This is a genomic window from Pseudanabaena sp. FACHB-1998 (genome assembly GCF_014696355.1).
In the GTDB taxonomy this organism is placed as follows: Bacteria; Cyanobacteriota; Cyanobacteriia; order Pseudanabaenales; family Pseudanabaenaceae; genus Pseudanabaena.
The window spans coordinates 1-23,729 of the sequence record NZ_JACJQA010000004.1 but is presented as its reverse complement, the minus strand read 5'-3'; the positions used below and the strand labels follow the sequence as shown (position 1 = coordinate 23,729).

The window sequence follows — 23,729 nt, the reverse complement described above, 5'->3', positions numbered from 1 at the left end:
GCTATGCCATTTTGCGCTTTATCTTTTTCTATTAATTTGTTGAGGTATATCCATCTGGACAGATATATTCTTGCTCAAGCTTTTTGGGAGTAGATGGAAGTTCTTTAGTTGTGGTATTACTCTCACAAATTAAGGCTTTAGTTGCCTTTTCATTGGACTCATTAGCGATCGCATAGACAATTCCCGTATAAGCCTTTAAGCCATCTTTTAAGGGAATTGCATTATTCTGCACCATTAGTTCCACAGGATTATTGGTAGATAAATTAATGGTGTAATTATAAAAATCTGTATTTAGCTTTAAGCCTGATGTGACTTGAGTTAGCTCATTACTAAATTGTCCTTTCTCCTGAAATATTTGCTGCTGCGATCGCAAGATGGCTCGAATATAGGATTTACTCTCAGTTTGACGTACTAAGGCAGATGCATTAAGTAAATCCTGTGATTTGAGGACTTTGATATCTTTGTCCAGAACCGTACTTTCAGAAATTTTCGTTAACTGCTGCGCTTGCTCATCAATATTGTTAGGGCGATTTTGTTCTGGCAAGGCATTAGCGATTTTGAGTTTGCCATCCCGATCAATTTCATAAATAGTTCGAGTAGTTAAATCCTCAAATACTAAATCTAACTGTGGTGGGCTATTACCAGCATTAATCCTATATTTACCAGCGATCGCTGTTCGCCCCGTCGCTAAGTCATTCGTCAGCAAGTAGATATTCCCTTCAATATTGCCATTAACTTCACTCTTAGGCTCAAAAATTGCCGTCCCAGATTTACTACCATCGGCGTTCTGAAAAGCCCAAGTTCCCATTAACTTTTGGTCACTAACACTTGTAGCGCGATCGCTATTATTGCAACTAACTAATAATCCCAATAGTCCCATAGCGATGCAATAGGTGAATACTTTAGCGAGCGGCTGGGGCTTATTAATTAATCTCGTAATGAGGTTTGAGAAAGTTGCCATTAGTTAAGTTGCTTTGAAATTTTGGATTTTGAGAGCAAGTAATGAGCCAAACTAGTAAAATCTTTGAAATCTTTGCGAAGCAAAGATTTCAAAGATTTTATTTTCTTTTAGGTGATCCCAGATTTATAAAGGTGGTAAATAACCCATTGCATCTTTGACAGCATTTAGGGTTTTAAAAGCAGTTTCAGATGCTTTTTCACGACCTTCTTTTAATACGCGATCAAGATAGCCTGACTCTTTTACCACTTCATCATACTTAGTTTGAATTGGCTCAAGATGCGCGATCGCTGCATCAGTCAGCACAGTCTTAAAATCACCCCAACCACGCCATGTCGCCGCCTCGGATTGGACTTCTTCCTTGGTTTTATTTGCAAAAATCGCGTATAGACCGAGAAGATTATTTGCTTCAGGGCGATCGCTATCATCAAAAGCTAACTCGCGCACTGCATCGGTTTTACACTTCTTGATTTTCTTCACAATCTCATCAGGCTTATCGAGCAAATGAATTCGACTCATTTCTGAAGGATCGGACTTCGACATTTTTTTAGTTCCATCCGTGAGACTCATTACCCTTGCGCCTTCTTTCCGAATTAAGGGATTCGGCACTTTCAAAACTGGTGCAAACTGATCATTAAACCTTCCCGCAATATCTCGCGTTAGTTCTAAATGCTGCTTCTGATCTTCACCAACAGGAACTAAATCCGCTTGATATAGCAAAATATCTGCTGCCATTAATACGGGATAGTCCAGCAGACCCACGCCCACATTTTCGCCTTGCTTGACTGCCTTCTCTTTAAATTGGATCATTCGCTCCAACCAATTTAGCGGCGTAATGCAATTGAGAAGCCATGTTAACTCCGCATGTGCCGAAACATGGGACTGCACAAAAATTGTGGAAATACTGGGATCGATGCCACAGGCGATATATAACGCCGCAATATCGCGAGTATTGCTAGCTAAGGTTTTTGGATCGTGAGGGACAGTAATCGCGTGCAGATCAACAACACAAAAGAAATTTTCGTAATCAGCCTGAGTCTCTACCCAGTTACGAATAGCCCCCAAATAGTTGCCAATATGGAGATTGCCAGTTGGTTGTACACCAGATAGAACTCGTTTTTGCATGGAAAGTGATTAGATATTGAGATTACAGGTCGATAATGTATTTACAGGAACGGGGGAAGGGAAAACAATGGTGCGGCAAAAAGGCAAACTTACCTTTCCTAAATCCCGTTCAAAAGCTTTAGGTATTGTACCAATTAGCGTTTCGACTACACTCTTACGCGGATCAGATGGGGCGACCTGATAAATCACGCTCAACACATCATCGGGAAACCAAGCCCTCACTAAAGTCAATAGCTCCGAAGCCGTCAAGGGGCGATCGCGATTATCGGGAGTTAAGCGGATGCCCACCAAGCGATCGCCTTCAAAATAAATATTTGCCGTAAAGCCTCTGACATAAACTAACTGGCGATCGGGCAACGCATACAGCCCTTCTCCCCCTGGTTGTAACTGATGCACCGTAAACTCATCACGACGAATAGTGGCGATCGCCGCCCAGTTATTATCCTTAGCATATTCAAAAAACTGCGCCTCCAGCATCCCAAGATGCAACGTAGAAGGCTGTAAAGGTGGACGCGCTCTTGTCTGCAAGCTAGGCAAAGTCCTGACCGTACCTAACTTTTCATTAGCATCTTCCGAATTATTTGCTTGCGCCACATATCCACCAGCAATCATCTCCACCATGACTACCGCGATCGCCAATCCAGAAAACACACAGAGATTGAAATTAGTTGCCATACATTTACTGATACGGCTGACATTTTGAAATTTTCTTTATATTACCTTAGCAAAAGTTCTTGTTTAAAACGACTAAACCCGACAAATCCTCAAGAGACCCTAAATAATGGCGATGATGTGAAAATGGTGATGCTAAACGTCGCCCCTCTCCTTGATACCAAGGACAACAACTTTAATCTTTTTTAATCTTTGGTTTTGCTTTGGTCGTCACCTTAGCGTAGCAGTTTCATGCTATAGGTTATAATTAGCCGTTTCTTTGCAATTTTTTTAGTTTATGTCCCTTAACCCAGAGTCAGAGTCAGATCGTGGGAAAAATAAAGCTTCCTCCAAAAGTTTTGAGGCAATGCGGAAATTTTCCGAAAAATACGCAAAAAACACAAGTACATTTTTTTGTGTCGATCCGAGCGTAACTAATGCCGTCATTGAAGGTCTAGCAAAGCATAAAGAAGAACTAGGTTCTCCACTTTGCCCTTGCCGATATTATGAAGATAAGGAAGCTGAGGTCAAGGATACCTACTGGAATTGCCCCTGTGTACCAATGCGTGAGCGCAAAGAATGTCACTGTATGCTGTTTCTAACTCCAGACAATCCTTTTGCTGGCACAAAGCAAGAATTGGAAATTATAGACATTGTTTATGATGCCTAGTCATTCTGCAAAAAACCAAGAATAAGCTATGCGGCGCTTCGCGCCGCATAGCTTATTCTTGGGTGGAAAGGGAGTTGCAACATCATCGTGCCGCAACTCCCTTTCGTTTATGTTAATGGTACTGCCGTCTTAGCCTGAGAGCGTTGCCAGCAAACTTTCCCATTTGTAGCAAGATCTAACGACTCCGTTACTACTTCCCGCAAATTTTGCCATTTCACATCGCGATTCAAAAGGCTACTTACTTTAAGCAAAGCTTGCTCTCTTTCATGGCGAATTCGATAATAGATTAAAGGTTCAATTCGATGAAAATTTATTTTACGAACCTCTAGCATTGACTCATGAACAATAATTGCTACTTCAGAGCCAATATTCATTTGAGCATAATATCGTAAATGATTAATTCCCTTTTCCGCAGTTGCATACAAAGTCGGTAAGCGATTTAAAGTTCTTGCTAAAACATCTTCTAAACGAATAAATCTTAGCTCCGCAGGTGGAAAATTTTGAGCGCGATTTTGAGCCATCTTCATTACTAGTCTTTCCAAGGAATGAACTAAGTAATGGGACTCAAGCATATAAGTATCGTATTCTTTTTGCTTATTTTCAGGAGCAACACTTTTCCTTTGTAATGCTTTACTAGATTTACTCAGATAAACATTAGGGTTTATCCTCCTTTGTCCTAAAGAAGCATACTTATTTAGATTATGGATATTGCCAGAATTAAATTTACCGATCGCTGTTTCTAGACAATCTTCGATCGCCGCAGGTAGATCACACCACATCAGATTTTTCCAGCCCAAGATTTCCTGCGTTTTTAGGAGGGCATAGGGCGCATTAGCTAATTCAATGTCCTCTAGTGGTTGAGGTCGTCGTAAAGGATCTCGACGAACCGCTAAAAGTGCTTGACGGGTTATCTTAGTAATATTTTCCTGCATTAAAAAACACTCTCGTCTTTTGATTTGCAGATCTACATCAGTGGAGACAAACATAGGGGGTAGTCGATTTAAGGCATAAGCAACGACTTCATGAATATTATATTTATCTCTAATTCCCATACCTAAACTGTTAATTTGGGTATCTGCTTCCCTATAAACAAATTCCATAATCACATTTCGGCAAGATTCCATGGGATTGACTTCGTATATATTTGCCAGTTCTATCCAAGGCTAATTAAAAAATCGTAATTGGATTTTTTAATATATTTAATTGGGGTATACCAATTCACGAAAACGTAGCAACACTTTTGTAAATTAAAAACCAAACCCAGTAAGGGTTTTTAAATAAAGAAATGGCTACGCCATTTCTTTATTCGGTATTAGGTTTTTTTAAATAAAGAAACGGCGTAGCCATTTCTTAAGTTGGTATTACAGGGTTTTTAAGTAAAGAAACGGCGCAACTATTTCTTTATTTGGTATTACTCGGTTTTTAAATAAAGAAACGGCGTAGCCATTTCTTTATTTGGTATTACTCGGTTTTTAAATAAAGAAATAGCGTAGCCATTTCTTTATTTGGTATTACTCGGTCTATGAGTGCAAGATCGTCGATCGCAAAATATTTTCGGCTCTTAACAAATAAGCAGTTTCCCCCTTTTCTCTAAAGTACCCTTTCAGGTAAGGCTTTAATATCGCGGGAGCCGAAAAAATATCATGCTCAATTTGGTCGCTATCTAAATGCACCACCCCAAAAATCTTCGGAACAATCAAAGCCAGTGAAAGCTCTTGTACGGATGTCAGAATTACTTCATAGAGTCGAATATTTTGATCTAAAGGCTGTAATCCTAGTAGCATAGCTAAATCGATCGCCCAATACACGCGGCGACGACGGCTGAGAATCCCCAAAACACAGGATGGTTTATTCGGGACTGGCATGACCAGACTTGCTTTAAGCGTCAATACCTCTTGCGTAAACTCACTTTCTAGTAAGCCAATAGTTTGCGGATCGATCGCAAATTTTAGACAAGTATCAGAGTTGGCTTCTTTTCTGAAATCAGTTTTAAAATCTTGAATGCGATCCACGTTTTCTGAAAGCTTATACATGAAAATACATTAGCTCGAGTAATCATTAATCATGTATAGCGATCATCGCGATCGTTTGTATACAGCATTCATGCTGATATTGCTCAAAAAAAATAGAGGTAGCACTTTGCGCTACCTCTATTTTTTTATTAGACCGATGCTAAAGCTTCTTCTAATGAATGCTCAATGTCTGATAGCTGATATTCGCCATAGACCTCGCAGGAATTATTAGGGCTTTCGATAAGTTTGATGCTGTGTAACTTTGCGCCAATTTCGCGAATTGGTTGAGTGAGGACTTTTTGGATATAGACCGCAATATTTTCAGCAGTGGGTACAACTTCCGCAAAGTAGGGAATGTCTTTGTTGAGAAAAGTATGATCCATCGGATCGAGAACATACTGGTTTAGGGCTTTTTGAAAATCGCTCAGATCGGCAATCATGCCAGTACGCGGATCGATTTCACCAGAAATTGATACTTCCAGATGATAGTTATGCCCGTGACCATGAACGCGAGCGCATTTGCCATAGATGGCACTATTTTCTTCGAGAGAAAGGCTATCTAAAGCAAGGCGATGGGCGGCGGAGAAGTGAGTGCTAATCGTTAAATTTGCTTGCATGTCGTTACCTTGATAATCAGCCCAGAGTTCAGGATGTTCGTATAAGCGAATATTGACTAATGGCAAGTGGGGGATTAAACGTTGCCAAATCACACGAGCCATATTTTCCGTTGTAGGGAGGGTTTGGTCAAACTCTCCCCAAGCTTGATTGAGATAGGAAAAATTTAGTTGAGTGGTGACTTCGCGGGCGATGATGTGCTTAACATCTGAGAGATTTAGCACCATGCCAGTATGATCGATTTCTCCTTGCATTCCCACGTACAGTACATAGTTATGCCCGTGAGGAGGAAAGTTGGTACAAGCGCCAAATTTGGCGCGATTTTCCTCGTCTGGAATTTCAGGTAGCCAGTAACGATGACTAGCAGAAAATTCAGCGCGGCGATTAATTACACATTTAGCCATCAGGAATAAGTCACCAAAAACAAGTCTTGAAGAATTGTAAATTTATTTTAACTTTAAGCTTTATTTTACCGCGCTTTGCAGTTAGTTACAGAGCTTTCGCGATCGCTTCGGCTAAACCTTCTAAGGTATATTCCACGGCTTCGCAGTCAACTCGCCCTAATAATTCATGACAGGTTTTTGAGGTTTGGGGACCAATGGAGGCGATTTTGATCGGTTCTAGCCATTTTTGCCAAGTTGCTTGGGAAGCCATGCGATCAAGCAGGAGACAAAAATGTTTGACGGTTTTGGAGCTAGCAAAGGCGATCGCATCCAGATTTTGGCTTTGGATGGCAGCGAGAGCGAGGGGAGCGATCGCTTCAGGACAGCCAGACTCATAGGCGGGAACTGGCTCGACGATCGCGCCATGCTGCTGTAACTGCTCTACTAAAATTTCGCGCCCACCCGACTCCACTCGCGGAAACAGCATTTTTTTATCAGTTAAAACGTAGTCAGGAATTGCCAAAAATGCATCCATGAGGGCATCCGCCACAAAGTCCTTGGGAATTAAATCTGGCTTAATCCCATAGTTGGCTAATACTTCCGCAGTTTTGCGCCCAACTACGGCTACTTGGAGACTATGCAAGGCACGGCTATCTTTGCCTGATTGTTGCAATCTCTTAAAAAAGCTTTCGACAGCATTGGCTGAGGTCAAGATCAACCAATCGTAATCAGCCAGATTGGCGATCGCCCGATCAAGCATTTCCCAACTTGTGGGCGGAATAATCGCCAAGGTAGGCATTTCAATTACCTCGGCTCCTTGGCTAACTAATAAATCTGTAAATTGGCTCACCTGTGTGGCGGCTCTGGTTACTAAAATTTTTTTACCTTGCAAGGCTAGTTTTTCCTGTATTTGATCAGTTTGCTGTCCCAAATTTTCTAATAAATTTGCCGACAAATTTTCCTGCTGACCAAATATTTGTCCATGAAACTTAACCACTTCGCCCACAATGATCACCGATGGCGAAAGGGAGCCTTCGGGCAGTCGGGATTGAATATTTTCTAAAGTTCCTATCCAGATTTGCTGTTCTGGTCGCCCACACCACCGCACGATCGCGATCGCGGTATCCGCCGATTTGCCAATTTTTAGCTTTGTCAGCAAAGCCGTTAAATTATTTGTCCCCATCAAAATTACTAGGGTTGGGATTTCGGCGATCGCCGCCCAAGGCAAAAGGCTCAAATCATGGGCTGTCATCACCGCAAAACAAGGACTTGCGGATACTTCCGTCAGGGGAATACCTACCAACAGGGGCGCAGCGATCGCGCTAGAAATACCTGCGACCACTTCCCATTGGCAATTGGCAGCTTTTAAAGCCGTAATTTCTGGTAGCGATCGCCCAAATATCCAAGGATCACCACTTTTGAGGCGCACCACTTGCTTACCTTGCAAGCAATGCTGTACGAGCATTTGGCTAATATCGTCTTGTTTAAAACTTTCCTGTCCGCCTCGTTTACCCGCCACAATGCGATCGGCGTTAGCTGGAGCTAGGTCTAATAATTGGCGATCGACTAAAGCATCACTAATAATCACTTCGGCTTGAGCGATCAAATCCCTAGCGCGAACTGTCAAAAACTCAACACTACCGATCCCTGCACCAACAATAAAAACTTTTCCTTGCATAATTACAGCGCTTGGCGCTTATCCCAAAACAAAAAACACGCCATTTTTTGTTTTTAAAACTTTTACTGGGTTTGTTCTTTTATAGCTGTCGCCATTCAAAACCCCAGAAGCAAGTGGCGGCGCTTCGCGCCGCCACTCGCTTCTGGTTTTGCGTCCTAATAAAACTGACGACAGCTATTTTGTGATTAATAAAGAAGTCCGCCAATGGCGGACTTCTTTATTAATCGCCATTCAATTGCAAAATTGCCATAAATGCGGCCTGTGGCACTTCCACCGTACCAATCGACTTCATGCGCTTTTTACCTTTCTTTTGCTTTTCTAGCAATTTCTTCTTACGAGAAATATCGCCGCCATAACACTTGCTAAGTACATTCTTCCGCAATGCCGAGATATTTTCCCGCGCCAAAATCTTAGAACCGATCGCCGCCTGAATCGGAATCTGGAACTGTTGCTTGGGAATTAGCTCCCTAAGTTTAGAAACCAAAGCGCGACCAACGTTATAAGCCTTATCACGGTGGACAATACAAGCTAGAGCATCCACAGGTTCCTCATTCACGAGAATATCCACCAACACCAGATCATTCGGACGGTAGCCAATGACTTGATATTCCATGCTGGCATAGCCCTTAGTGCGTGACTTCATCTGATCAAAGAAGTCCGTGACCATTTCCGCTAAAGGCAATTCATAAATCAAAGTAGCGCGTTCCGTGGTGATGTATTTCGTGTCTACAAATACGCCCCGTCTCGCCACACAAAGCTCCATCAATGTCCCAATGTAAATTTGGGGAGTCATAATCTCCAATTTCACATAAGGCTCCTCAATTTCCTTTCGAGAATTGGGCGGCGGTAACTCGCTGGGATTGTCAATCATCAAAATTTCATCGTTGTTTGTCGTCACTCGATAAACTACGGATGGCGCAGTCACGATCAAATCAAGATTGTATTCCCGTTCTAGCCGTTCCTGCACGATCTCCATGTGCAGCATCCCCAAAAATCCACAACGGAAACCAAAACCCATCGCATTAGAGGTTTCTGGCTCATAATTCAAAGCCGCATCATTGAGCTTGAGTTTGGTCAAAGCCTCCCGCAACTCCTCAAACTGATCGGCATCAGTGGGGAACATTCCGCAAAATACCATTGGCTTAGCTTCTTCATAGCCCGGAAATGGCTCAGGAGCCGAGTCGATCGCGGAAGTAATCGTGTCGCCAACCCGCGCATGGGCTACGGTTTTAATCGCTGCCGCCAGATAACCTACCTCACCCGCGTGTAGTTCATCGACTTGGACTTGACTTGGTGCTAATACGCCCAATTCATCAATTACATATTCCTGACCTGAAGCCATGAACTTAATGCGATCGCCCTTTTTGACCGTGCCATCCATGACCCGAAAATAAACAATTACCCCACGATAGGCATCGTAATAGCTATCAAAAATCAAAGCCCGCAAAGGTTGATCGACCGTATCATCGGGAGGCGGCACTTTAGAAACGATCGCTTCCAAAATTTCCCGAATACCGATTCCCTGTTTCGCGGAAGCACGGATCGCGTCCACACAATCTAAACCAATTAATTCTTCAATTTCATGGGCAATGCGCTCAGGATCAGCCCCCGGAAGATCAATCTTGTTAAGTACAGGCACAATTTCCAGATTGTTTTCTAAGGCTAGATAGACGTTAGCCAAAGTTTGCGCCTCCACACCCTGCGACGCATCCACCACCAGCAAAGCCCCTTCGCACGCCGCCAAACTGCGCGACACCTCATAGGAAAAGTCCACATGCCCCGGGGTATCGATCAGATTAATCGTATATTCCTCGCCATTGAGGGCTTCATATTTCATCCTTGCTGCTTGCAGCTTAATGGTGATCCCCCGTTCACGCTCCAAGTCCATATTGTCGAGAAATTGAGCTTTCATATCCCGATCCGCCACCGTGCCTGTAAATTGCAACAAGCGATCGGCAAGCGTAGACTTGCCATGATCGATATGGGCAATGATCGAAAAGTTACGAATACGAGAGACAGGTACGTTGGTCATAGGTATCAAAACACTGAGGGCAAAACATTATTTGGAATAATTATCGGTGCGCGGCTTCGCGGTATACCAATAATTATTCAACTTCTTTGGAGGGGAAGGGAAGGGGGTAAGAAGAGAAGAGTGAAGAGTGCCTTTGAAAACACTCGGACTCTATCCGATCGTACACTAAAGTAAATTAATGTAAACGATAGAAAAAATGCCATTAAGATGATTCACACAAATCGTCTGGCGGAAAACTTGTCCACAAAGAACAATAATTTTCTTTTAAATTGGCATTTTATAGAAACAATTTAAAAAATTTCAGCTTTAATGGGGTAAATTGTGCATTTTTCAGAATCCTACAAATAGGAATTGCTGTAAAGTTAATGTACAAGTGCTAGTAAACTGAATGAGATTTTGCCAAAATTTTATGAGCTAAGTTTTTAACTACTCATATTACTTAGGTTGCATGAGTAATAATGGCTATAGTAGTTTCACTTAAAAAATTGAAACTACCTTGAAACCTAAATCTAGGCTAGCCTGCTCAAGCAGGAATAGCTAGGCGCTTCTAAGATTAACTATGGTCAATGTAATTCAGTCAATGTAATTCAACCTAGCAAAAGATAGGAAGCAACTTCTATGTAAATTCAACATCATCGTGTACAACAGTTACGCAGGGCAGAGTAAGCAATGAGTATAAGCAATCGAGTTCGACTCTATGAACTCTCACGAGAGCTAGACCTTGACACTAAAGATGTCATCGCAGTGTGTGAGCAGCTAAATATAGTTGTAAAAAGTCATAGTAGTACGATCACAGAATCAGAGGCGGACTTGGTACGCACCAAAGCGCCTCAACCCCATCCCAAAACTACCGATCCCAAGGCTGCTGAAAAAAAAGCTGCTGCCTCAGCATCAAAAAACAAAGAGTCCGAAGCGCGGATTGCCAAACAGCAAATTCTTGCCGTTAGTAAACCCACAATTCGTCTCCACACACCGCCCGCCTCTGTTAATGTAGGAGCTACACCACCTCCTAGCTCACCTAATCCACTTAGTAAGATTGCTGAGCCTAGCTCAGAGCCTCCTGCTAAAACTGCTGTTGTTAACCCTCCTTCTTCTTCGCCCATGCCCTCTGCTTCATCATTAATCAAGCCTCCTAGTCGCCCTTCTACTTCAGAAAGCGCTAAGTCCGAAACCACACCTGCATCTACAATCGAATTGCCCCCAGAAACAGCATTGACACCACCAGTGAATCCCAAAGCGATCAAAGAGTCTCAACCCGCTTCGCAACCAGCGACCAAGCCAGAATTAATCACACCTCCTACTCCACCGAAGTCCTCTGACAAGATTGTTGTGACTAACTCGGTCAAAGTTGCCGATCCAGAAAAGGCGACCACGCCTGCTCAGACTGCTCCGATCAATGTCAATTCGCCCAAAGAACAAGCTCCCAAAGAGCAACAGGCATCTCGTAAGGACAATCCCAAAGCGGAGCGTCCCCAATCTGAAAAAACTGATCGCCCTCCTGTTGCCAAACAATCCTTGATGAGTGTATCGCCGCCACAGGTTAAGTTAAATAAACCCGTTGCTCCAGAGCGTCCCAAGCCTCCTGTGAGCACTACGCCAAAAGCGATTATTGCTCCCAAACCTCCCGCAGCTAAGGCTGATGATGTGAATTCTCCCGCTAATCAAGGGAAAATTGATCAAGTCAATGGCGAACAGTTGAAAGGCGATCGCCGTGCTGTCACGGATACAAGCACTGCGCCAAAACAAGAACAACTCAAAACTAATCGACCTGAAAGACCCAAGCTCAATAAACCCGCAGAAGCACCAGCTGCGCCTGCGGCAGGCAAGCCTCAAAGTCGCGGGCCAAAACTGGTTAAAGACTCAGTATTGATTGAAAGAGGGATCACTGCGCCTACAGAACCACCTCATAACCTGCGTCCACCGATGCCCACCTTGATGCGTGCGCCCGAAAAGCCCGTTATCGCTGACAAGAGTGGCAAGAAGCCTGAAGCTGGTGCAAACGGATTTGCTCCCAACTTGCCAGAGTTGCTCGAAAAGCCAACCCTGCCTAACAAAGCGAATAAGCGTAAGGGTAAGTCCAAAGAAGAAGAAGAAAAGGATCTACTCGAACTTAAAGAAAAGAATCGTCTCAACAAGCCCAAGCGCTATCTGCGTGACTTTGCGGATGATGATGATGATTCTGCCGATCTTGATGCGGCGGCTGAACTCGCGCAGATCAGTCTATCTCTAGCACGTCCTGCGGCACGTCCTAAGGCAGCAGCAGTACCATCGAAGCCAACTATGGCAGCCGATATCAAACCCACCCAAAAAGGCAAACGATCTGCTCCAAGTCGCGATCGCCGCAATCAACAGGTGGAAATCGTTCCCGAAAAGCCCACCTCTGTGGAAATTGAAGAGGGCATGACCGTAGCCGTATTAGCTAAGCGTCTAGTTCTTTCGGAAACTGAGGTAATTCGTACCCTGTTTATGAAGGGAATCATGGCGAATATCAACCAGACCCTTGATGTCGGCACGGCAAAAATGGTAGCAACCGATCTAGGCTATGAAGTCCATGATCCTGAAGTGGTTGAGCTTGCGGTGAAGACGGAAATGATCGAGGTGGCTGACCTTGACAAGTTACAACGTCGTCCTCCAGTGGTCACAATTATGGGTCACGTAGACCATGGTAAAACAACCTTGCTGGATGCCATTCGTAAGAGTAAGGTTGCTCAAGGCGAAGCTGGTGGGATTACCCAACATATCGGCGCATACCACGTTGATGTGGAACATAATGGTCTAAAACAACAGATCGTCTTCCTTGACACCCCTGGTCACGAAGCCTTTACCGCCATGCGTGCGCGTGGTACAAAGGTCACCGATATTGCCGTACTCGTTGTGGCTGCTGATGATGGAGTCCAACCACAAACCATCGAAGCAATTAGCCATGCTCGAGCTGCGAAAGTACCAATCGTGGTTGCCATTAACAAGGTAGACAAGGTTGAGGCTCAGCCCGATCGCATCCGCCAAGAGTTAACTGAGTACTCCCTCGTTGCGGAAGAATGGGGCGGCGATACGATCATGGTTCCTGTGAGTGCCATCCGCCGTGAGAACCTCGACACCTTGCTCGAAATGATCTTGCTGGTTGCCGAAGTCGAAGATCTTCAAGCGAATCCCAACCGTACAGCGAAGGGGACAGTTATCGAAGCTCACCTCGACAAGGCGAAAGGACCTGTGGCAACCTTGCTTGTCCAAAATGGAACATTGCGCGTCGGTGACATCTTCGTTGCTGGTGCTGCTTTTGGTAAGGTTCGGGCGATGGTGGACGATCGCGGCGTACGTGTGGACAAGGCTTCGCCCTCCTTTGCGGTGGAAGTCCTTGGTCTGGGCGATGTCCCTGCGGCAGGTGATGAGTTTGAAGTCTATCTAGATGAAAAACAAGCTCGTGCGATCGCTGATCAACGCACGATGGATCAACGTCAAGCTCGCTTGGTTCAAGCAATGGCTTCTCGACGAGTCACCCTTGGTACTTTGTCCGAAAAGGTCAAAGAAGGCGATCTCAAGGAACTCAATATCATCCTCAAAGCAGACGTTCAAGGCTCCCTCGAAGCAATTCTCGGAGCATTGGCGCAATTGCCTCAGCGCGAAGTCCAACTCCGCATCCTGCTCTCGGCTCCTGGAGAAATCACCGAAAACGACATTAGTTTGGCGGCCGCAAGCTCGGCGGTAGTACTAGGATTTAATACAACCATGGCTCCTGGCGCGAGACAAGCGGCAGATGATCTCGGTGTTGACTTCCGCGATTACAACGTTATCTACAAGCTCTTGGAAGATATCCAAGATGCGATGGAAGGCTTGCTCGATCCTGAAATGATTGAGGAATACCTCGGTCAAGCGGAGGTTCGCGCCATCTTCACGATTGGTAAGGGTGCGGTAGCTGGTTGCTATGTCCAAAATGGTAAGCTGCTCCGTAACTGTAATGTCCGCGTTAAGCGTGGTAACGAAGTCGTACATTCAGCCATACTTGAATCGCTACGACGAGTTAAGGATGATGCTAAGGAAGTCGCCTCTGGATTTGAGTGCGGTGTATCTCTTGCTAAGTTCTCGACTTGGAAGGAGGGCGATATCATCGAAGCATATCGGATGGTCACGAAGCGTCGTACTTTAGCTACTTCTTAATCAATAAAAAAGCGCCCTTAAGGGCGCTTTTTTATTGCTATTTTAATTACCAAAACCCGTAAAGTTGCACCCCTTAGGGGGCGCAACTTTACGGGTTTTGGTTTGGCAAGCTCTAACTAGGTGCAACGCTCTCTGAATTTAAGTAGAACTTATTGAGTTAATAAACTAGGCTTAACCCGATAGTGTCGAGAAACACATAAGATGGCACATGTGTACCTCACGCTGATATGACATATACGTTTTCCAATTTCGATCTTAACTCCACAACTTCTGTAACTGATTGGCGGCGATCGCTCGAAGAAATTTATCGCGGTCGCACCATGCACACTTACAAAAGTGGACAAATCATTCCCATGTATCCCCATGAAGTTTGGGTGGTTTGTCGTGGTGTAGTTCAGCTAAATACTTTGCATCCATCAGGTGATGAAGTTCTAGTAGGCTTTGCAGTGCAAGCAATGCCTTTTGGGTTACCTTTAACCAATTTGGAGCCGTATCAAGCGATCTCCTTGTCCGATGTAGATTTAATGAGATTTACCTTGATTGAGCTAGAGCAATCCCCAATGCTTTACCAAGGCATTTTGCAACATCTTAATCGTCGCCTCCAGCAAACTGAGTCTTTACTTGCCTTGGTTAGCAATAAGCGAGTAGAAGAGCGCCTTCGTCAGATCCTACTTTTACTTAAGCAAGAGGTGGGTATTCCCCTTGATGGTGGGGGTACACGCTTAACTGTACGGCTCACTCACCAGCATCTCGCTAGTGCGATTAGCAGTACCCGTGTAACTGTAACTAGAGCAATGAAGCTATTACAAGATGAGGGCTGGCTTAAGGTTGATCGCGAGCGTCACATCATTTTGATATAAAAAAAGGGACGCTGAGCGTCCCTTTTTTTATATCAGAAAATCACTTGGTGATTTTATTTCTTGAGAATGGTAACTACCAGAGCAGTGCCTTCGGTTACGGGCTTAACGCCTTCTGGATAAGCAATTTCGCTAACGTGGATACCTTTGCCAATTTCCAGAGGAGCGATATCTAGCTCAAAGCTTTCAGGAACATTGTTAGGAGAGCAAGATACACGTACATAGTTCTTGATCGTATCAACGGAACCACCGCCAACTTTTACGCCTACAGGTACGCCTACAAAGTGGAGAGGAATATCTACTTCAATTTTCGATTGAGACTCGATCGCAAAGAAGCTAAGGTGATAGATCTCTTTTTTGTAAGGATGATTTTGTACTTCACGCAATAGGGTACGTCCCTTAAAGTCACCATCAGTTACATTTACTTCGATCATTGTGTTATTGATCGTGGCTTCGCGGAGTAAAGTAGTTGCTTCTTTTTCGTCTAGAGTAATCGAGATCGAATCAGCACCTTTATGTCCATAGACAGTCGCTGGAATTTGACCGTTACGACGCAGGGAACGATTGTTAGAAGGCTTACGGGTAGATGCGTTTACTTGTAATAGCATTTTGGTAATTGGTAATTGGTAATTGGTTATATAGCGATTAGCTAACAGCTAATTTTTTAATAAACCACGCTTAGGCCCATGAATGGGGTCTTCTACGATGATGGTTTGTCCTCGGCTTGCGCCTAAGGAAATAATTGCGATCGGAATCTCCATTAGATCGGCAAGAAACTTCAAGTAGTTTTTTGCTTCTTCAGGCAACTCTTCCTCGGTCTTACATTCGCTCGTGGAGCGTTTCCAACCTGCTAGGGTTTCATAAATGGGAACCGCTCTAGCAAAGGCTCGAGCATCGCTGGGGAAGTCGCGAACGACTTGACCATCGAGTTCATAGGCAGTACAAACTTTGATTTCGTCGAGATCATCGAGTACATCAAGTTTGGTGACAGCGAGGCAATCGAGTCCGTTTATGCGAACAGCATACCGACCAATTACGCCATCAAACCAACCACAACGGCGCTTACGTCCTGTAGTTGTGCCAAATTCGGCTCCACGCTCACCGATCAAGTTACCAATTTCATCATGTAACTCGGTGGGGAAAGGGCCCTCACCCACGCGAGTTGTGTATGCTTTGGCAACACCAATGACGCGATCGATGGAGGTTGGTCCTACGCCTGCACCGATACAAGCACCACCTGCAACAGGGTTAGAAGATGTGACATAGGGATAAGTGCCGTGATCAAGATCTAGCAAAGTTCCCTGTGCGCCTTCAAACAAAATATTACGACGCTCACGGATAGCCGCATCAATTTTGAGGGATGCATCAATCACATGAGGACGTAAGCGATCGGCATAACCACGATATTCTTCGATGATTGCGTCAGCATCGAGTGGTTCTAAATTATAAAGCTTTTGCAAAATAATGTTTTTTTGCTCGATCGCCCAACGAAGCTTTTTAGGCATCCGTTTTTCGTCCATCAAGTCGATGACGCGAATGCCAACACGCTCAGATTTGTCGGCATAGGTAGGACCAATACCACGACCTGTTGTCCCAATTTTGTGTTCGGCTCGCTGATCCTCTGAGGCGCGATCTAGCACACGATGGTAAGGCATGGTGACGTGGGCGGTTTCGGCAATAAACAGATTGTCTGTCGATATACCCAAATCCTTGAGTCGATCCACTTCTTCTAGAAGCACCTTCGGATCGATCACTGTGCCACTGGCAATGATGCATTCCGTTTTGGGATACAGGATTCCCGAAGGAATCAGGTGTAGCTTAAAGGTGCGATCGCCAACGACGACCGTATGTCCTGCATTATTACCGCCTTGATAGCGAACAACGACATCTGCGGAGCGGCTCAGCAAATCGGTGATTTTGCCTTTACCTTCGTCACCCCACTGTGCCCCAATAACAATTACATTAGCCAAGAGTCTTGCTGCTCAATAAAATCTCACAATCATCAATCATCTCAAAAGATTGTATCAATTGTCAATAATCTAGAAAGGCAAAGTTATGGGTTTGGGCAAACTTCTTCTTTCTTGTATAGCAAAGCAAGAGTTTGCCTGTACAAACCAAAAACCAAAAAGCGAGTTGCGGCGCAAAGCGCCGCAACTCGCTTTTTGGTTTTTACGTCCTAAGCAAAACTTACATTGCTATAGATTTCGCCGCCTGTGTTAAAAAAGCAGAAGAGATCAGCGGTGCTTTGCGTCGCCGCTCTTGTCTTACGGGTAAATCTTAGAAATAAGTCCCAAAATAATTTCGGTGGGCAAAGCCCACCGAAATTATTTTGGGTTTTACTTTAGTAACTCGATCGCTGATTCGGCGGCGGCAAGCCCTGAATTATAGGCAGCTTCAATATTTTTGCCAGCACACCAATCACCCGCACAAACTAGAGATAGGGGAATAGAGGTGGATAGACAAGAAACACCTAGAGAATCTTGGGCGATCGCATAGCGCCAACGGTGAACTTGCCACCACTCAGGACTGGCTAGCCATTTAGCAAGGAGCCTACCGACTTGATTTAGTAAAGGCTTACCAGCAATTTCTAGATCGGACTCCTCCATCGATTGTTTGGCGAATTCTGCCGTACTTTGCAGCACAAATACAGGTTGCAGAGCTTTATCAGGGTGTTTGCTGCTGTCGTAACTAATCCAATCAAGGATGGGGTCATCAAGGCATCTAATTGCTTGCCACTCGTTAGGAATTGAGTTACTGGGGTTATACCCAGCCATGATGGTGACACTGGGCGCAAATTTCACCGATTGCAAAGCTTGCAAGAAACTGGGGGCTGAGGCTAACACCTCTTCAAATAATGGCAAAAATTGGGGTGCGGGGATGGTGGAAACGATCGCTTTAGTTTCAAGGATTTCTTGGCGATCGGTGATTAGCTGCCATTTGATGTCGTTATGATTGACGGTAACGATGCGCGTATTGGTAATAATGGGGAGGTCATTGGCGAGGTATTTAGCGATCGCCGTCATACCTAGAGGACAACAGTAGCGCGTATGGCGATCGTCAGCATTGGGAGGTAATAAGCCTGTCGCGGATAGTTGATAGACATGGCGAGTCCATTCTTTGACAATTTGCTTTTCTTCTAACTTGCGAATAAACCTACCGAAATTGTCACTTTTTACGGAAATTAGCTGTGCGCCATGATCGACCCAAGTTCCTTGCAAGCGTCTAGTTGCCATACGTCCGCCCAATCCTGCGGATTTTTCCACAATGGTGACATCTAGCCCTGCTTGTTTTAGCTGCTGGGCGCAGATCAAGCCTGCGATCCCTGCGCCGATCACGATTACATCTTTCATAATGTTTCAGTTCATGTCTCTTGAAGAGCTTAGCTCATCTTGATCGCGATTTTAAAGTTAAGAAACCTCTAGATCCCCCTCATCCCTACTTAAAAAGAGAGGAGAAGTAAATTCTTTCCCCTTTTTAAGGGGGATTGAGGGGGATCTGTTTGAGTTTTTGACCGCAAAAAGTAATTCTTAAATGGGTTCTAAGATAGGCGTAGCCCACCTTAACTTTAAAGTGTATCTTGCATCTTTTCGCCATCATGGTATGCAGCGAACAATACGGGACAGGTTTTGCCCCATGAGATCGCCCCCGTCGCATCCAGACAAATTGCGCCAAAATCGCGATCGCGACTTTTTGCCTCATTAATCGATTTTTCAACCGCTTGCTGAAGTGTCATGCCATCAGTAACGCGCACCACCACTCTGGTAGCAAAGCCTTCATCGAGAATGTCTTCACCGACACCCGTACAGCTTACGCCTGCAAACTTGGTGGCATAGTTACCCGCAGGGGTTGCCGAGTCACTGACTCTGCCGATGCGCTCAAAGCCTCGTCCGCCTGTGGAAGTTCCCACACAAATACTGCCATATTGATCAAGAACTACCGCACCGATTGTTCCCATCGCCACATCCGCCATTTTGCGAGTGAAGTTAGTCTTGCGTTCCTCCACCCATTCCGCAAGGCGTTCATCGGTGAGGGGATTGTAAATCGGGATACCCAGTTCGCGAGTGAGTTCTGCCGAGCCATAATCAGAGAGAACGCGATCGTCACTAGTTTGCAAATGTTTAGCGAGATCAATCGGATTTTTAACTCTTGCGGTATTGATGACACCACTAAAACTTTGGCGATCGCCGTCCATAATTGAGGCACTCATCCGCACCTGACCATCAGACTGTAAAACCGATCCAGTCCCCGCATTAAAGCGTGGATCATCTTCCAACATTTGACAAGCCTTGACCACAGCATCGATCGCCTTCGCGCCATTAAGCAGCATCGGATAAACGGTTTCCAAAACTGCAAATAGAGATTTGCGGACTGGTTCATAGCCGCCTTTACTTTCGACAGTGCTGCCCGCACCGCCATGAATAATGATTTTTGGTTGCATAAATCTATAGTTCTCCAAATCCCTTTTTCTTTTTTTTCTTCTTGCCATAAACGGGATTGCCTGATGGTGCTTGGTTGCCCATGCCACCCATTCCAGGGAATCCACCGCCGCCCATGTTGGGCATTCCTGGGAAGTTGGGCATTTTGCCTTGTCCCATTTGCTGCATCAAAGCTCTCATCTTCTGGAAATCAGCAACTAGTTTAGTCACATCCTGAAGCTTATAACCAGCCCCATTAGCAATTCGTTGTTTACGGCTAGGACTCTTAGAAATCAGATCGGGATCTTTGCGCTCCTGTTTAGTCATCGAAGAAATCATCGATTCACAACGCTTGAGTTGCTTCTCAGCTTCTTGAATTTGGGCATCATTGATTTTCATCCCTGGCAGCATCTTCAACATTCCACCGAAAGAACCCATGTTTTTCATCATGCGGGTATTCTTCAGGAAGTCGTCAAAGTCGAACTTAGCGCTCAGAATCTTTTCTTGGAGATTAGCGGCATCGGTAAGGTCAATCTCTTCTTGAGCTTTCTCCACCAACGTCAGCACGTCGCCCATACCCAAAATCCGCGAAGCCATGCGTTCTGGATAGAAGGGTTGCAGTGCCTCAACCTTTTCACCGACACCGATAAACTTAATCGGCTGTCCCGAAATTTGTCGCACCGATAGCGCCGCACCACCACGAGTATCGCCATCCATCTTCGTCAAGATTGCGCCCGTAACCCCAATCTCATCATGAAAAGTTCGAGTCAAAGTCGCCGCCTCTTGCCCTGTCATCGCATCGACAACCAGCAGCACTTCATCGGGATTGATCGCATCCTTGACGCGCTTGAGTTCATCCATCATGTCGCGATCGATCTGCAAGCGCCCTGCCGTATCGACGATCACGGTATTAACGCCTAATTCCTTCGCCTTCGCCAAACCTTGACGGGCAATCTCCACAGGGTCAGCGTCCGTCCCCATTTCAAAGACTGGTACATTGATTTGTTTACCAAGGGTGATCAACTGATCGATCGCCGCAGGACGATATACATCAGTGGCTACCAATAACGCGGTGCGCTCTAGTTTGCGTAAATGCAGGGCTAATTTGGCGGTAGCCGTCGTTTTACCCGTACCCTGCAAACCCGCCATCAAAATTACAGTCGGCGCATTAGCAGCCTCAGCAAGTGGCACATTTGCCTCACCCATCGTCCTTACCAATTCGTCATAAACGATCTTGATAAATTGCTGATCGGGGCGCACACCTGCGATCACATCAGCGCCTTGAGCCTGTTTGGAGATTTCTTCGACAAATTCCTTGACAACTTGTAAGTTGACATCTGCCTCTAATAGCGCCCTGCGTACCTCACGAATCGCGCCTTGGATATTGGAGTCAGAGATTTTGTCCTGTCCGCGTAACTTTTTCCAAGCCGCCTCAAATTTATCGGCGATTTCATCAAACATATCTAGTTTTGCTTTTGCTGTTTTTGGTTCTAACTACTAATTTACATTCACCACCGTGACATTGATCCTAATCTGAGGAAATTATGGTAGCGATATAATTTGTTCAACCTAATTGCAGATATGGCTAGAATGTTAGATCTAAAGATAAAATACATTAGGGCAAATGGCTTTTTTCGCCATTTACGTTGAGTGTGGCTATGACTGAAAAATTAACAATTAAAAACTTTGCTGGTATTAAAGAATTAGAAATCGAGATCAAGAAGGTAAATATACTGATTGGACCTCAAGCTAGTGGCAAAAGTGTTTGTGCTAAACTTCTTTTTTACTTTAAGAGCTTTGTATGGGAGATTTTATCAGTTACAGAAAATGAGCAAACAAAGCGAAACCTAGATTCAAATTATTCTAAAAAGTTTGAGGAATATTTTCCTCCCGATTCTTGGGGGAAACAAAACTTTTCTATAAAATATGAAATATCTAACGTTTTTATAGAAGTCACTAGAACACAGGAAAACAAAAAAAGTAGACTGTCACTAAATTACTCGGATTTTTTTAAGAAAGAATTAGCAGATCTAAGAAATGTATTAAAAAAATCAAGAGAGAAGAATTCTGAAAAAAATGCTAAGTACGATAGTTTTGACAGGCTATATTTAACTAGAAGATTTTTAATGGATCACTTGATAGAGTCTTTAAGCAAATCTGTTTGTCGGGAGTCAGCTTTTAGCCAACTGTTTATTCCTGCTGGTCGATCTTTCTTTGCTAATCTTCAAAGCAATATTTTTTCCTTTCTTTCAAGTAACAATGCACTAGATCCCTTCCTTAGAGAATTCGGCTCAACATATGAAAGCATAAAACGTGTAAGGTTTAGAAGTAGAAGTAGAATTGAAGAAAAAGATACAAAAGATATCCAAGATGAGATAAACAGATTGATAGAAAAGTCTCTATGTGGGAAGCACATACATGAAAAGGGAAAAGATTTTTTAGAAGTCGCTGATGGAAGACGTATTAGTGTGGCAAATTCTTCATCTGGACAGCAAGAAACCTTGCCACTAACAACTATGCTGGCTGCGTTACCTTTTCTATCTACATCAACTGCTGGACAAACGGTATACATAGAGGAACCAGAAGCACATTTATTCCCAAACGCACAACGTAATGTTGTTGAACTAATTGCTACCGTACTTAACTATCGAAAAGAACAATTACAATTCTTTATAACTACTCATAGTCCATACGTCTTAACAGCATTGAATAATTTGCTTCAAGCTGGGTTGCTTTATGAAGAATCGAGTGCAGATATACAGACTCAGTTAGAGAAAATTATATCTAGATATAAAGCGTTAGATATTTCTGATTTATCAGCATATGTCTTAATGGATGGAAAGTGCAGTAGTATTGTGTGTTTAGAAAATGGTTTGATAGATGCACAAGTTATTGATTCTGTTTCTGATGACTTAGCGGTTGAGTTTGACAAACTTTTAAGCCTCTCTTGAATTTATATGAAAAGATTTCCAGCGTGTGAGGCAAATAAAATTGACAAAATCATTGTCTTACAAGAAAACAAAAGTAAGATATCTTTTCTGAACCCTAACCAAAATAATATACTGGTACTAGAGGTTGATGGGTGCGCGATCAAGGATAAGGAAACTTTGCGATGTGACTATGCTCTTGTTACGTTTGATGAAATTGAAATATACGTGGAATTGAAGGGTTGTGATATTCCACATGCAGTTAAGCAAATAGAATCATCTATCAAATTACTCTCAGATAACCCTCAAAAGACCAAGAAACTATGCTTTGTAGTATCGACCCGTGTTCCTAGACAAACAACAAGCATACAGAAATTGCAAACTGAGTTTAGAAAGAAGTTTAATGCTAGTTTTCGCATCAAAAATATTCAAGATGAGTATAATTTGAGTGATTCTTCAAGCCAATAGTTTATGGTTGAGGCGATCAATATTTGTTTAGATTGAGTTGGAGGCGATCGCTTTTTGATGGGTTGTGTTTTAGGCGATCCTAAGTTTTTAAAAGGAGAAATATTTTTATGCAAAATCCAATAACTATTCATCCAGACATTTGTAACGGCAGACCAATTATCGCCAACACTCGAATTACCGTGCAAACAATCATGGAGTTTTTGGGCGCAGGTGACTCCATCGAAGAAGTGCTTGAAGAATATCCATCCCTAAAAAGAGAAGATATTTATGCCTGTATGCAATTTGCAGCGAAATTAATGGCAAATCACTACGAAGTGAGAAAAGTCGCATGAATGGGTTTCTATTTGATGAGAACTTACCTGCTAAAGTTCTATTTATCCCATCTTTGCCCATCATCCATGTTTCAACATTAGGCAATAGTCCAAGCGATTCTCAAATTTGGCAATACGCAAAAGATAAAAAACTAGTGATTGTTACCAAAGATGTAGACTTTTCAGATCGATTGATGCTCGACTTATCTCCGCCCAAAGTAGTCCATCTACGCTTTGGAAATATGCGAAAAAGTGTATTTCATTCATTTCTAGCTAGTGTTTGGACTCAGATTGAAGATTTAGTCACTGATCATAAGCTAATCAATGTTTACTTGGATCGGATTGAAGCTTTCAAATAACTGATGTTACGTGGAAGGAATAGCCAGTTTTTGGAGTTGAGAGAAACTAGCCCTAATAGCATTGAAGTAGAGTTTAGACTTGAGAGCAAAGTGATTGAGTTTAGTTTTGATCC

20 protein-coding genes are annotated in these 23,729 nt (G+C 43.8%); 7 read left to right on the top strand and 13 right to left on the bottom strand.

Annotation, left to right across the window (positions count from 1 at the left end; all coding sequences use genetic code 11):
- Window positions 1-31: 31 nt before the first annotated feature.
- The 3 genes from H6F42_RS02310 to H6F42_RS02300 all read right to left on the bottom strand — a co-directional run bounded on the left by H6F42_RS02310 (window position 32) and on the right by H6F42_RS02300 (window position 2,758).
- Entirely contained in the window at window positions 32-961 is a 930-nt protein-coding gene (locus H6F42_RS02310; protein ID WP_190397750.1) for a type IV pilin-like G/H family protein, read from the bottom strand.
- 123 nt (window positions 962-1,084) lie between these two features.
- On the bottom strand, window positions 1,085-2,083 hold the full coding sequence (trpS, locus tag H6F42_RS02305) for a tryptophan--tRNA ligase (RefSeq protein ID WP_190397749.1): 999 nt from the start codon (window positions 2,081-2,083) through the stop codon (window positions 1,085-1,087).
- Between the two features lie 9 nt (window positions 2,084-2,092).
- Window positions 2,093-2,758, bottom strand: a complete 666-nt coding sequence (locus H6F42_RS02300) for a hypothetical protein (RefSeq protein ID WP_190397748.1) — start codon at window positions 2,756-2,758, stop codon at window positions 2,093-2,095.
- A gap of 274 nt (window positions 2,759-3,032) precedes the next feature.
- On the opposite strand from H6F42_RS02300, the gene H6F42_RS02295 reads away from it, so the two are divergent.
- Complete coding sequence (locus H6F42_RS02295) at window positions 3,033-3,404, top strand: ferredoxin-thioredoxin reductase catalytic domain-containing protein (RefSeq protein ID WP_190397747.1); 372 nt, start codon at window positions 3,033-3,035, stop codon at window positions 3,402-3,404.
- A 107-nt stretch (window positions 3,405-3,511) separates the two neighbouring features.
- Here the strand turns inward: H6F42_RS02295 and H6F42_RS02290 are convergent, their stop codons facing one another.
- The 5 genes from H6F42_RS02290 to lepA all read right to left on the bottom strand — a co-directional run bounded on the left by H6F42_RS02290 (window position 3,512) and on the right by lepA (window position 10,124).
- Window positions 3,512-4,528 carry a late competence development ComFB family protein gene (locus H6F42_RS02290; RefSeq protein ID WP_190397746.1) on the bottom strand — a complete coding sequence of 339 codons (1,017 nt, stop codon included), beginning with the start codon at window positions 4,526-4,528 and terminating at the stop codon, window positions 3,512-3,514.
- A gap of 396 nt (window positions 4,529-4,924) precedes the next feature.
- Entirely contained in the window at window positions 4,925-5,437 is a 513-nt protein-coding gene (locus tag H6F42_RS02285; protein ID WP_190397745.1) for a chemotaxis protein CheW, read from the bottom strand.
- Between the two features lie 128 nt (window positions 5,438-5,565).
- On the bottom strand, window positions 5,566-6,435 hold the full coding sequence (locus tag H6F42_RS02280) for a 6-carboxytetrahydropterin synthase (RefSeq protein WP_190397744.1): 870 nt from the start codon (window positions 6,433-6,435) through the stop codon (window positions 5,566-5,568).
- 85 nt (window positions 6,436-6,520) lie between these two features.
- The gene (gene cobA / locus H6F42_RS02275; RefSeq protein WP_190397743.1) at window positions 6,521-8,092 is read right to left on the bottom strand and encodes a uroporphyrinogen-III C-methyltransferase; all 1,572 of its coding nucleotides are present in this window, start codon (window positions 8,090-8,092) and stop codon (window positions 6,521-6,523) included.
- A 220-nt stretch (window positions 8,093-8,312) separates the two neighbouring features.
- Complete coding sequence (gene lepA / locus H6F42_RS02270) at window positions 8,313-10,124, bottom strand: translation elongation factor 4 (protein WP_190397742.1); 1,812 nt, start codon at window positions 10,122-10,124, stop codon at window positions 8,313-8,315.
- A gap of 669 nt (window positions 10,125-10,793) precedes the next feature.
- Between lepA and infB the strand changes: the two genes are divergently transcribed.
- Together infB and H6F42_RS02260 are read left to right on the top strand one after the other, a co-directional pair.
- Window positions 10,794-14,279 carry a translation initiation factor IF-2 gene (gene infB, locus H6F42_RS02265; protein WP_190397741.1) on the top strand — a complete coding sequence of 1,162 codons (3,486 nt, stop codon included), beginning with the start codon at window positions 10,794-10,796 and terminating at the stop codon, window positions 14,277-14,279.
- A gap of 227 nt (window positions 14,280-14,506) precedes the next feature.
- Window positions 14,507-15,139 (top strand): Crp/Fnr family transcriptional regulator, encoded by a 633-nt coding sequence (locus H6F42_RS02260; RefSeq protein ID WP_190397740.1) that lies wholly within the window; start codon window positions 14,507-14,509, stop codon window positions 15,137-15,139.
- 53 nt (window positions 15,140-15,192) lie between these two features.
- On the opposite strand, the gene H6F42_RS02255 is transcribed toward H6F42_RS02260, so the two are convergent.
- The 5 genes from H6F42_RS02255 to ffh form a co-directional block, all read right to left on the bottom strand.
- Window positions 15,193-15,744, bottom strand: coding sequence for a 50S ribosomal protein L25 (locus H6F42_RS02255; RefSeq protein ID WP_190397739.1), 552 nt, complete (start codon window positions 15,742-15,744; stop codon window positions 15,193-15,195).
- Between the two features lie 48 nt (window positions 15,745-15,792).
- Window positions 15,793-17,106, bottom strand: a complete 1,314-nt coding sequence (locus tag H6F42_RS02250; RefSeq protein WP_190397738.1) for an adenylosuccinate synthase — start codon at window positions 17,104-17,106, stop codon at window positions 15,793-15,795.
- 366 nt (window positions 17,107-17,472) lie between these two features.
- Window positions 17,473-18,486, bottom strand: a complete 1,014-nt coding sequence (locus H6F42_RS02245) for an FAD-dependent oxidoreductase (protein ID WP_190397737.1) — start codon at window positions 18,484-18,486, stop codon at window positions 17,473-17,475.
- Window positions 18,487-18,701: 215 nt separating this feature from the next.
- Window positions 18,702-19,574: an isoaspartyl peptidase/L-asparaginase gene (locus H6F42_RS02240; protein WP_190397736.1), complete on the bottom strand. Its 873-nt coding sequence runs from the start codon at window positions 19,572-19,574 to the stop codon at window positions 18,702-18,704.
- Window positions 19,575-19,578: 4 nt separating this feature from the next.
- Window positions 19,579-21,012, bottom strand: a complete 1,434-nt coding sequence (gene ffh / locus H6F42_RS02235; protein WP_190397735.1) for a signal recognition particle protein — start codon at window positions 21,010-21,012, stop codon at window positions 19,579-19,581.
- A 197-nt stretch (window positions 21,013-21,209) separates the two neighbouring features.
- On the opposite strand from ffh, the gene H6F42_RS02230 reads away from it, so the two are divergent.
- The 4 genes from H6F42_RS02230 (at window position 21,210) to H6F42_RS02215 (ending at window position 23,616) form a co-directional block, all read left to right on the top strand.
- Window positions 21,210-22,502 carry an AAA family ATPase gene (locus H6F42_RS02230; RefSeq protein WP_190397734.1) on the top strand — a complete coding sequence of 431 codons (1,293 nt, stop codon included), beginning with the start codon at window positions 21,210-21,212 and terminating at the stop codon, window positions 22,500-22,502.
- A 6-nt stretch (window positions 22,503-22,508) separates the two neighbouring features.
- Entirely contained in the window at window positions 22,509-22,946 is a 438-nt protein-coding gene (locus H6F42_RS02225; RefSeq protein ID WP_190397733.1) for a hypothetical protein, read from the top strand.
- Window positions 22,947-23,053: 107 nt separating this feature from the next.
- Window positions 23,054-23,278, top strand: coding sequence for a DUF433 domain-containing protein (locus H6F42_RS02220; protein ID WP_190397732.1), 225 nt, complete (start codon window positions 23,054-23,056; stop codon window positions 23,276-23,278).
- Window positions 23,275-23,616 carry a DUF5615 family PIN-like protein gene (locus H6F42_RS02215; protein WP_190397731.1) on the top strand — a complete coding sequence of 114 codons (342 nt, stop codon included), beginning with the start codon at window positions 23,275-23,277 and terminating at the stop codon, window positions 23,614-23,616. Before H6F42_RS02220 ends, H6F42_RS02215 begins: the two co-directional genes overlap by 4 nt.
- Window positions 23,617-23,729 lie beyond the last annotated feature (113 nt).

Excerpts from the sequence above, each read along its gene's own strand:
- H6F42_RS02310 (WP_190397750.1), bottom strand. The coding sequence starts at position 961 with ATGGCAACTTTCTCAAACCTCATTACGAGATTAATTAATAAGCCCCAG.
- trpS (WP_190397749.1), bottom strand. The coding sequence starts at position 2,083 with ATGCAAAAACGAGTTCTATCTGGTGTACAACCAACTGGCAATCTCCAT.
- H6F42_RS02300 (WP_190397748.1), bottom strand. The coding sequence starts at position 2,758 with ATGGCAACTAATTTCAATCTCTGTGTGTTTTCTGGATTGGCGATCGCG.
- H6F42_RS02295 (WP_190397747.1), top strand. The coding sequence starts at position 3,033 with ATGTCCCTTAACCCAGAGTCAGAGTCAGATCGTGGGAAAAATAAAGCT.
- H6F42_RS02290 (WP_190397746.1), bottom strand. The coding sequence starts at position 4,528 with ATGGAATCTTGCCGAAATGTGATTATGGAATTTGTTTATAGGGAAGCA.
- H6F42_RS02285 (WP_190397745.1), bottom strand. The coding sequence starts at position 5,437 with ATGTATAAGCTTTCAGAAAACGTGGATCGCATTCAAGATTTTAAAACT.
- H6F42_RS02280 (WP_190397744.1), bottom strand. The coding sequence starts at position 6,435 with ATGGCTAAATGTGTAATTAATCGCCGCGCTGAATTTTCTGCTAGTCAT.
- cobA (WP_190397743.1), bottom strand. The coding sequence starts at position 8,092 with ATGCAAGGAAAAGTTTTTATTGTTGGTGCAGGGATCGGTAGTGTTGAG.
- lepA (WP_190397742.1), bottom strand. The coding sequence starts at position 10,124 with ATGACCAACGTACCTGTCTCTCGTATTCGTAACTTTTCGATCATTGCC.
- infB (WP_190397741.1), top strand. The coding sequence starts at position 10,794 with ATGAGTATAAGCAATCGAGTTCGACTCTATGAACTCTCACGAGAGCTA.
- H6F42_RS02260 (WP_190397740.1), top strand. The coding sequence starts at position 14,507 with ATGACATATACGTTTTCCAATTTCGATCTTAACTCCACAACTTCTGTA.
- H6F42_RS02255 (WP_190397739.1), bottom strand. The coding sequence starts at position 15,744 with ATGCTATTACAAGTAAACGCATCTACCCGTAAGCCTTCTAACAATCGT.
- H6F42_RS02245 (WP_190397737.1), bottom strand. The coding sequence starts at position 18,486 with ATGAAAGATGTAATCGTGATCGGCGCAGGGATCGCAGGCTTGATCTGC.
- H6F42_RS02240 (WP_190397736.1), bottom strand. The coding sequence starts at position 19,574 with ATGCAACCAAAAATCATTATTCATGGCGGTGCGGGCAGCACTGTCGAA.
- ffh (WP_190397735.1), bottom strand. The coding sequence starts at position 21,012 with ATGTTTGATGAAATCGCCGATAAATTTGAGGCGGCTTGGAAAAAGTTA.
- H6F42_RS02230 (WP_190397734.1), top strand. The coding sequence starts at position 21,210 with ATGACTGAAAAATTAACAATTAAAAACTTTGCTGGTATTAAAGAATTA.
- H6F42_RS02225 (WP_190397733.1), top strand. The coding sequence starts at position 22,509 with ATGAAAAGATTTCCAGCGTGTGAGGCAAATAAAATTGACAAAATCATT.
- H6F42_RS02220 (WP_190397732.1), top strand. The coding sequence starts at position 23,054 with ATGCAAAATCCAATAACTATTCATCCAGACATTTGTAACGGCAGACCA.
- H6F42_RS02215 (WP_190397731.1), top strand. The coding sequence starts at position 23,275 with ATGAATGGGTTTCTATTTGATGAGAACTTACCTGCTAAAGTTCTATTT.